8 protein-coding genes are annotated in these 8,810 nt (G+C 67.4%); 3 read left to right on the top strand and 5 right to left on the bottom strand.

Annotated features, from left to right (window positions below; all coding sequences use genetic code 11):
* Together AB4Y86_RS06110 and AB4Y86_RS06105 are read right to left on the bottom strand one after the other, a co-directional pair.
* Nucleotides 1–312: alpha/beta hydrolase (locus tag AB4Y86_RS06110; RefSeq protein WP_441401020.1), on the bottom strand; the 312-nt coding region annotated here is incomplete at its 3' end.
* Nucleotides 313–954: an NADPH-dependent F420 reductase gene (locus AB4Y86_RS06105; protein WP_441401018.1), complete on the bottom strand. Its 642-nt coding sequence runs from the start codon at nucleotides 952–954 to the stop codon at nucleotides 313–315.
* Between the two features lie 194 nt (nucleotides 955–1,148).
* Between AB4Y86_RS06105 and AB4Y86_RS06100 the strand changes: the two genes are divergently transcribed.
* The 3 genes from AB4Y86_RS06100 to AB4Y86_RS06090 are packed head-to-tail and all read left to right on the top strand — an operon-like array spanning nucleotide 1,149 to nucleotide 5,584.
* Complete coding sequence (locus AB4Y86_RS06100; RefSeq protein ID WP_441401016.1) at nucleotides 1,149–3,695, top strand: DEAD/DEAH box helicase; 2,547 nt, start codon at nucleotides 1,149–1,151, stop codon at nucleotides 3,693–3,695.
* A gap of 19 nt (nucleotides 3,696–3,714) precedes the next feature.
* The gene (locus tag AB4Y86_RS06095) at nucleotides 3,715–4,215 is read left to right on the top strand and encodes a GNAT family N-acetyltransferase (protein WP_441401014.1); all 501 of its coding nucleotides are present in this window, start codon (nucleotides 3,715–3,717) and stop codon (nucleotides 4,213–4,215) included.
* Nucleotides 4,216–4,219: 4 nt separating this feature from the next.
* Nucleotides 4,220–5,584, top strand: a complete 1,365-nt coding sequence (locus AB4Y86_RS06090) for an alpha/beta fold hydrolase (protein WP_441401022.1) — start codon at nucleotides 4,220–4,222, stop codon at nucleotides 5,582–5,584.
* A gap of 6 nt (nucleotides 5,585–5,590) precedes the next feature.
* Here the strand turns inward: AB4Y86_RS06090 and AB4Y86_RS06085 are convergent, their stop codons facing one another.
* The 3 genes from AB4Y86_RS06085 to coaE form a co-directional block, all read right to left on the bottom strand.
* Complete coding sequence (locus AB4Y86_RS06085) at nucleotides 5,591–6,049, bottom strand: universal stress protein (RefSeq protein ID WP_441401012.1); 459 nt, start codon at nucleotides 6,047–6,049, stop codon at nucleotides 5,591–5,593.
* A 31-nt stretch (nucleotides 6,050–6,080) separates the two neighbouring features.
* Nucleotides 6,081–8,162 carry an excinuclease ABC subunit UvrB gene (gene uvrB, locus AB4Y86_RS06080; RefSeq protein ID WP_441401010.1) on the bottom strand — a complete coding sequence of 694 codons (2,082 nt, stop codon included), beginning with the start codon at nucleotides 8,160–8,162 and terminating at the stop codon, nucleotides 6,081–6,083.
* A 40-nt stretch (nucleotides 8,163–8,202) separates the two neighbouring features.
* The coding region (gene coaE, locus AB4Y86_RS06075; protein ID WP_441401008.1) for a dephospho-CoA kinase at nucleotides 8,203–8,810 on the bottom strand (608 nt) is incomplete at its 5' end.

Below are 8,810 nucleotides of genomic sequence, written 5' to 3'. Positions count from 1 at the left end.
GAACCCCACCAGCAGGACAGGGCGGCCCGCTGGGGCCGCTTCGTCAAGCCAGGCCCGGAACCACGCCATGGTGTCGCTCAGCGACTCCGCAATGGGGCGGCCGATTCCGCGGTTAGCGAACCAGGCGTAGCCGTTGCCCTCCGCGATCGGGGCGCGAACGGCGGCATACATGGGACCGGCAGGCAGTTGCTCGGCCAGGCCGATGATGCCGCGCTCGTTGGAGCCGCGGCCGTGCAGCAGCACCACCAGGGGTGCTGCCGGGTCGGCTGAGCCGGCGGTGGCCACCACCGGCGCACTCTGGAAGGCTGGCATTTAGTTGGTGACCTTCAGTCCGGTGTCCCAGTTGAAGTCGGCGAACTCGGGGTTTGCCTGAAGTGTCATCAGGACGAACTGGAAGCCCTCGAGCTCCCGGGCGCGCTTGAGCGGTCCCACGACCAGGGGGCGCAGGCCCGCGGCACTGACAAAGCTGCTAACGGCAGAGTTGGCGTCGGCGTCGTCACCTGCGATGAAGACGTCAAGCGGCTGGCCGGCGGACTGGCCGGCCACCAGGGTCCCGGCGAACGTCGTATTGAAGGCCTTGACCACGCTGGCGCCGGCAGGGGCAAGCCGCGCGATTTCCTCGGCGGCGGAGGAGTCCGGGCCGACCACCAGGGAGTCGAAGGTCTCGAAGTTGACCGGGTTCGTGATGTCCACGAGGGTCTTGCCGGCGAGGGCGTCGCCGTAGCCGCTGACCACGGACTTGGCGGCCTCGAACGGGACGGCGAGGACCACGATGTCGCCCTGCGGGGCGGCGGCGGTGGTGCCGGAGGCGACGCCGGTGCCGAGCTCGCCGGCCAGGGCCTTCGCCTTGGCGGCGTCCTGGCCGAGGATCTCTACGGTCCGGCCGGCGGCCAGTGCACGGGTCGCGATGCCGCGGGCCATGTTGCCGTTGCCGATGATGGTGATGTTCGTCATGGGTGTCTTCTTTCCAAAGATGCGGGCCAGGAAGTTTTTCATCAGATTCTGTTCTGCTGGACTGTGTTCATTACTTGAAACTACAACCAACGTACTCCTAAATAGTTGAAGCGTCAACAAGGGCCGTATCAAGCGCCGGCTAGCCGGCCACCGGCACCGGCGTCCCGCACCGTGGCCCACTAAGCTGGGAGTCAATGAAACTTGTTGACCAGCTTCCTGCCCCGGCCGCCCGAGTCCCCGGCAGGACCGGCCTCGATCCGGATGAGCTTTACACCCGGTTCGTCGAATGGACGGAGAGCCGCGGCCTGGCCCTCTATGCCGCCCAGGACGAGGCCGTCATGGAACTCGCGGCGGGCGCCAACGTGATCCTGGCGACCCCCACCGGCTCGGGAAAGTCCCTGGTGGCCATCGCCGCGCACTTCCAGGCGATGACCCGCGGCCAGCGGAGCTATTACACCGCCCCGATCAAGGCCCTGGTCTCGGAAAAGTTCTTTGCCTTGTGCGAGATCTTCGGGGCGGAGAACGTCGGCATGATCACCGGGGATTCCGGCGTCAACCAGGACGCGCCCATCATCTGCTGCACCGCGGAGATCCTGGCGAACATTGCCCTGCGTGAGGGCGCCGCCGCGGAGCTCGGTGCGGTCATCATGGACGAGTTCCATTTCTACTCCGACCCGCAACGCGGCTGGGCCTGGCAGGTGCCGCTGCTGGAACTCCCGCAGGCCCAGTTCCTGCTGATGTCCGCAACGCTGGGCGACGTGAGCCGCTTCGAGGGGGGCCTCACCGAACTGACCGGACGCCCGACGACGACCGTCAGTTCCGCCGAACGGCCCATTCCGCTGCACTTCTATTACCAGCAGACCCCGGTGCACGAAACGCTCGAGGAACTGCTGTCCACCAAACAGGTGCCGGTCTACGTGGTCCACTTCAGCCAGCTTGAGGCAATCGACCGTGCCCAGAACCTGATGAGCATCAACGTCTGCACCCGTGAGGAAAAGGACAAGATCGCCGAGCTGATCGCGGGCTTCCGCTTCGCGGCCGGCTTCGGCAAGACCCTGAACCGGCTGGTCCGGCACGGCATCGGTGTGCACCACGCCGGGATGCTGCCCAAGTACCGCCGGCTGGTCGAGCAATTGGCCCAGGCCGGCCTGCTCAAGGTCATCTGCGGTACCGACACCCTCGGCGTGGGCATCAACGTCCCTATCCGCACCGTGCTGCTGACCGCACTCAGCAAGTACGACGGCGTCCGCACCCGGCTGCTGAACTCCCGCGAATTCCACCAGATCGCCGGCCGGGCCGGCCGGGCCGGCTACGACACTGCCGGGACCGTGGTGGTCCAGGCACCCGAGCACGTGATCGAAAACGTCAAGGCGATGGCCAAGGCCACGGCCAAGTTCGGCGACGACCAGAAGAAGCTGCGCCAGGTGGTCAAGAAGAAGCCGCCGGAGGGCTTCGTCTCCTGGGGCGAGCCCACCTACAAGCGCCTGGTGGAATCCGTACCGGACCCGCTGGGCTCCAGCTTCACCGTCACCCACGCCATGTTGATGAACCTGATGGAACGCCCAGGCGACCCGTTCAAGGCCGCGCGACGCCTGCTGACCGAAAACCACGAACCGCGCGCCGCGCAGCTGCGGCTGATGAAAAGGGCCCTCGGCATCTACCGCGAACTGCTGGCGGCCGGCGTCGTCGAACGGATCCCGCCGGCGGAACAGGGCCCGGACGGACGCACCGTCCGGCTCACCGTCCACCTGCAGGCGAACTTCGCGCTGAACCAGCCGCTGTCCCCCTTCGCCCTGGCCGCGCTGGAGCTGCTCGATCCGGAGTCGCCGTCGTACGCCCTGGACGTCGTGTCGGTGATCGAGTCGACGCTGGAGAAGCCCCGTCAGATCCTGTCGGCGCAGCTGAAGAAGGCCCGCGGCGAGGCGGTCGCCGCGATGAAGGCCGACGGCATCGAGTACGACCAGCGGATGGCCCTGCTGGACGAGGTCAGCTATCCGCAGCCGCTCGCGGAGATCCTCGGCCAGGCGTTCGACGTGTACCGCAAGGCTGCGCCGTGGATCGGCGACTTCGAACTGGCGCCCAAGTCCGTGATCCGGGACATGTATGAGCGGGCCATGAACTTCGGCGAATTCGTCCAGTTCTACGGCCTGGCACGGTCTGAGGGCATCGTGCTGCGCTACCTCGCCGATGGCTTCAAGGCGCTCCGCCAAACCGTGCCGCAGGACGCCCTGCGCGAGGACCTGGAGGACCTCATCGCCTGGCTCGGCGAACTGGTCCGGCAGGTGGACTCCAGCCTGCTCGACGAATGGGAGGAGCTCACCTCCGGCGCCGCCCCGACCCCGCACGATGCCCCGCCTCCCCCGCCGCCGTCGCTGACCTCCAACATCCGGGCGTTCCGGGTGATGGTGCGCAACGAGATGTTCCGGCGGGTGGAGCTCTTCGCGGATGAGGACGCCGCCGCACTGGGTGAGCTCGACGCCGGCTCCGGCTGGGACGCGGAACGCTGGGAGGACGTCCTGGATGACTACTTCGAGGAGCACGAAGACATCGGCACCGGTCCGGACGCCCGCGGGCCGGGGCTGCTGATCATCACCGAGGAGCCCGGGCTCTGGAAGGTCCGGCAGATTTTCGACGACCCTGCAGGCCACCACGACTGGGGCATCTCCGCCGAGGTGGACCTGGCCGRCTCGGACGAAACAGGTACCGCCGTCGTGCGCGTGACCGACGTGAACCGGCTGTAGCCGCTAGTAAACTCGGAGCATGAGTGTAATCCGCCCCGCCACCGCCCACGACGTCCCCGACATCCTGCGGATGATCCATGACCTGGCCATCTACGAGAAGGAGCCGGACGCCGTCCGGAACACCCCGGAGATGCTCACGGACGTGCTGTTTGGCGAGAACCCGCGGGTGTACGCCGCCATGGCGGAGAACGAGTCCGGCGACGTGCAGGGCTTTGCGTTGTGGTTCCTGAACTACTCCACCTGGGAGGGCGTACACGGCATCTACCTGGAGGACCTGTACGTCATGCCGGAGGCGCGGGGCGCCGGGCACGGCAAGGCCCTGCTGCAGCACCTCGCCGCAACCGCCGTCGAGCGCGGCTACGCCCGGGTGGAGTGGAGCGTGCTGGACTGGAACGAACCCTCCATCGCGTTCTACCGCAACCTCGGCGCCGCCCCGATGGACGAATGGTCCACCTTCCGGCTCACCGGAGACGCCCTGGCCGCGTTCGGCAGCGACCGGACGGCAGCCGCCCGTGGCTGAGGCGATGCCGGAGGTTCAGGGCCCGGTGCAGCTCCCGGCGTTGGCTTCCGTGCCGCACATCGTCAAGGCCCGGCACACCTACCGCGGGATGCGCACCGCGGAGCACTACTTCGAAGTTCCGCTGGACCACTCCGATCCCAAGGGTGAGACGATCACGGTCTTCGCCCGGGAATACGTCTCGGCCGAGCACAGCGAGGCGGCCGCCGCCGAGCTGCCGTGGCTGCTGTACCTGCAGGGCGGCCCCGGCGGACGCGGCAACCGCTTCCCCGCACTGGGCGGCTGGGGCAAGGCCGCGGCGAAAGACTTCCGGATCCTGATGCTGGACCAGCGAGGCACCGGCCTCTCCTCGCCCGTGGACCGGAACACCCTGCCGCTGCGCGGCAGCGACGTTGACCAGGCAGCCTACCTGGAGCACTTCCGGGCCGACTCCATCGTGGCCGACGCGGAGGCGATCCGCCGGACCCTCGGCGCCGCACCCTGGACCATCTACGGGCAGAGCTACGGCGGCTTCTGCGCGCTGAGCTACCTGTCCTTCGCCCCCGAGGGCCTGCGTGCGGCGCTGATCACCGGCGGACTCGCGCCGCTGTCGGGCCCGGCGGACCGGGTCTACCAGGCCACCTTTCGGCGGGTGTCAGCGCGTAACGCCGAATACTTTAGCTGGTACCCGCAGGACCGCGAGCTGGTCACCCGGATCGCCCGGCACCTCCGCGAAACAGAAGAGTTCCTGCCCGACGGCAGCCGGCTCACCGTGGAACGGTTCCAGATGGTGGGCTCTTTCCTGGGCGGCAACACCCGCGTCGATGGGCTGCACCACCTGCTGGAGGACGCCTTTGTCAGCACGCCCGACGGCGAACGGCTGTCCGACGGTTTCCTGGAGCAGGTCCGCGGTCTGGTCTCCCGCGCGGCGAACCCGCTGTACGCGCTCATGCACGAATCCATCTACGGCCAGGGCGAGGCCACCGACTGGGCGGCGCTGCGCGTGCTGCAGGACTTCCCGGAATTCCGCCCGGACGCCGCAGCCCCGCTGTTGACCGGCGAGATGGTCTACCCCTGGTACTTCGAGCAGGACCCCGCCCTGCGTCCGCTCCGCAGGGTGGCCCAACTGCTCGCGGAAAAGGACGACTGGAAGCCGCTCTACGACCCGGAGCGGCTGGCCCGGAACACCGTTCCGGTGGCGGCCGCCGTGTACAGCGACGACATCTATGTGGACCGGGACCTCTCCCTGGAGACCGCCGCCGCGGTCCGGGGCCTGCAGGTCTGGGAGTCGGATGAGTTCCACCACGACGGCATCGCGGACGACGGCGAGGCGATCTTCGGACGGCTGCTCGGCATGACGCGCGCAGCCGAAGGCGCTGACGCTCTCAACTAGCGTCCGTTAGGAGGTCCGGGACCGCACGACGAGGACGGGACAGGCCGCGTGGCTGAGCACCTGGCTGGAAACGGACCCCAGGTGCAGCCCGGGAAATCCGCCGTGCCCGCGGGAGCCGACGACCACGAGGTCCGCGTGCCGGGCGGCGTCGATGAGGGCCGCGGCCGGGGAATCACCGTGGACGAGCTGCCCGGTGGCGGCCAGACCCTCATCGGTGGCGGTCTTCAGCGCGTCGGTCTGCAGGGTTTCAGCGATGCTTTGCGGGGAATCCTCGGCCGCGATTTCACCGGCGGCCGTCTCCAGCACGGCAGGATACCAGGCCATCGGCGGTTTGTTCCACACCGTGATCAGGCGGAGCTCGCCGTTGCGCTGTCGGGCCTCGTCCATCGCCCAGCTCAGTGCATTCTGCGAGCTCTCGGAACCGTCAAAGCCAACCACGATCACGAATGAGCTGTTTCCGGTCATTTGTCTTTCCTTTCACTGGCAAATCGAACGCTTAGGCGTGCCCGGCGGCCTGCATCTGGCGCAGCTCCTTCTTCAGATCGCCGACCTCGTCGCGGATTCGCGCCGCGAGCTCGAACTGGAGCTCGCCGGCGGCGGCGTGCATCTGCTCCGTCATCTGTTCGATCAGGCCGACGAGGTCCTCGGCCGGGGCCGCCGCGAGGCCGTCAGCGCGGACCTTGGAACCGCCTTTGGCCTTGCCGCGCGTCTTGCCGGAATTGGCCAGCAGCTCGCGGGTGTCCGCGTCTTCTTTGGCGAGCTGGTCGGTGATGTCGGCGATCTTCTTCCGTAGCGGTTGGGGATCGATGCCCCTCTCCGTGTTGTAGGCCACCTGGATCGCCCGGCGGCGGTTGGTCTCGTCGATCGCGTGCGCCATCGAATCGGTGATCCGGTCCGCGTACATGTGCACCTGGCCGGAGACGTTGCGTGCGGCACGGCCGATGGTCTGGATCAGCGAGGTCGAGGAACGCAGGAAGCCTTCCTTGTCCGCGTCCAAGATGCTCACGAGCGAGACCTCCGGGAGATCGAGGCCCTCCCGGAGCAGGTTGATGCCGACCAGGACGTCGAAGACGCCCATCCGCAGTTCGCGGAGCAGCTCCACCCGGCGCAGCGTGTCGACGTCGGAGTGCAGGTACTCGACCTTCACGCCGTGGCCCAACAGGTAGTCGGTCAGGTCCTCGGCCATCCGTTTGGTGAGCGTGGTGACCAGGACTCGTTCGTTCTTCGCCGTCCGGGTCTTGATTTCACCGAGCAGGTCATCGATCTGGCCCTTGGTGGGCTTGACCACGACCTCGGGATCGATGAGCCCGGTGGGCCGGATGATCTGCTGGACGAAGCCGTCCGCCTTGCCTAGTTCGTACTTGCCGGGGGTGGCGGACAGGTAGACGGTCTGGCCCACGCGGTCGAGGAATTCGTCCCATTTGAGCGGTCGGTTGTCCATCGCGGACGGCAGGCGGAAGCCGAAGTCGACGAGGTTCCGTTTGCGGGACATGTCACCCTCGTACATGGCGCCGATCTGGGGAACGGTGACGTGCGATTCGTCGATCACGAGCAGGAAGTCGTCCGGGAAGTAATCCAGGAGGCAGTGCGGGGCAGTTCCCCGGGCCCGCCCGTCGATGTGCGACGAGTAGTTCTCGATGCCGTTGCAGAATCCCATCTGCTGCATCATTTCAAGGTCGTAGGTGGTGCGCATCCGGAGCCGTTGCGCCTCGACCAGCTTGTTCTGGCTCTCCAGGAGCTGAAGGCGTTCGGCCAGCTCGTCTTCGATCCGTTTGATCGCGCGGGCCATCCGTTCCGGACCGGCGACGTAGTGCGACGCCGGGAAGACGTACATTTCGTCTTCCTCGCGGAGCACCTCGCCGGTCAGTGGATGCAGGGTCTGGATATTCTCGATCTCGTCCCCGAAAAACTCGATCCGGATCGCCAGTTCTTCGTACATCGGGATGATTTCGACGGTGTCGCCCCGGACCCGGAACGTTCCGCGGTGAAAGTCCATGTCATTCCGGGCGTACTGCATGGACACGAATTTCCGGAGCAGGTCGTCACGGTTCATCTGCGCGCCCTTGCGGAGCGTGACCATCCCGGAAATGTACTCCTCGGGGGTGCCCAGGCCGTAAATACAGGACACCGTGGCCACCACAATGACGTCGCGCCGGGTCAGCAGCGCGTTGGTGGCCGAGTGGCGGAGCCGTTCGACTTCCTCGTTGATGGAGGAATCCTTCTCGATGAAGGTATCCGTCTGCGCGACGTAGGCTTCGGGCTGGTAATAGTCGTAGTAGGAGACGAAGTATTCGACCGCGTTGTTGGGCAGCAGCTCACGGAATTCATTGGCCAGCTGGGCGGCGAGTGTCTTGTTCTGCACCATCACCAGGGTGGGCCGCTGGACCTGTTCGATCAGCCACGCCGTCGTCGCGCTCTTGCCGGTGCCGGTGGCGCCCAGCAGCACCACGTCCTTCTCGCCGTTCTGGATCCGCTCGGTCAGCTCGGCGATCGCGGCCGGCTGGTCGCCGGCAGGCTGGAACTCGCTGATAACCTCGAAGGGCGCCACAACACGCTTAATTTCCTGGGCAAGACTCATGTACCTAATCTACCGCCGCCCTCCGACAGCCGTCCCTGATTCAGCTTTGGGCGCTACCCGGCGGCCCGGCTGCGGCGTACGACGGCGGATGCCAGCCGGTCCGGCGGGCCCACTCTTCCATCCGCGGGGCGGCGTAGTCGGTGAACCAGTCCTCCTTGTCCGCTGCGTAGGCCGCGGTGGACTTGTCCACCCCGTGCCGCCGTGCCGCCCGCCGCTTTTCCGCGAGGTAGTCCGTCCGGGCGCCGGCGTCGTCGCGGAGCCAGTCACGGAAGCACAACGCGTAGCGCCAGCCCGGCGACCCCGCAGCCCGGACGTGCAGGTTCGCCGGCCGGCCGGGGTCCGCGCTGCCGTGCACACGTTTGTCCCAGTCCGCGGGATCCGGGTGCGCGGGCTTGGGGTTGTCCGTGCCGATGCCGGGCCAGCGCGGAAATCCCGCAGCGGCCAGCAGCGGCTCGAGCCGGTCCGCCGTTGCCAGATCCCGGACCGTCAGCTGGAGGTCCAGCACGTCCTTCGCGTCGAGGCCCGGAACCGCGGTGGACCCGATGTGGTCCACCGCGAGGATTTCCTCGGGCGCGACTGCCAGCAGGCGGCCGATCAGCCGGGAGGCCTGCGCGGACCAGCCGGGGTGGGCGGGACTCAGCACAGGAC

The sequence above is a fragment of the Arthrobacter sp. 2YAF22_2 genome (assembly GCF_052114645.1).
Lineage (GTDB): Bacteria > Actinomycetota > Actinomycetes > Actinomycetales > Micrococcaceae > Arthrobacter.
This window is presented reverse-complemented; position numbering and strand designations above follow the sequence as displayed.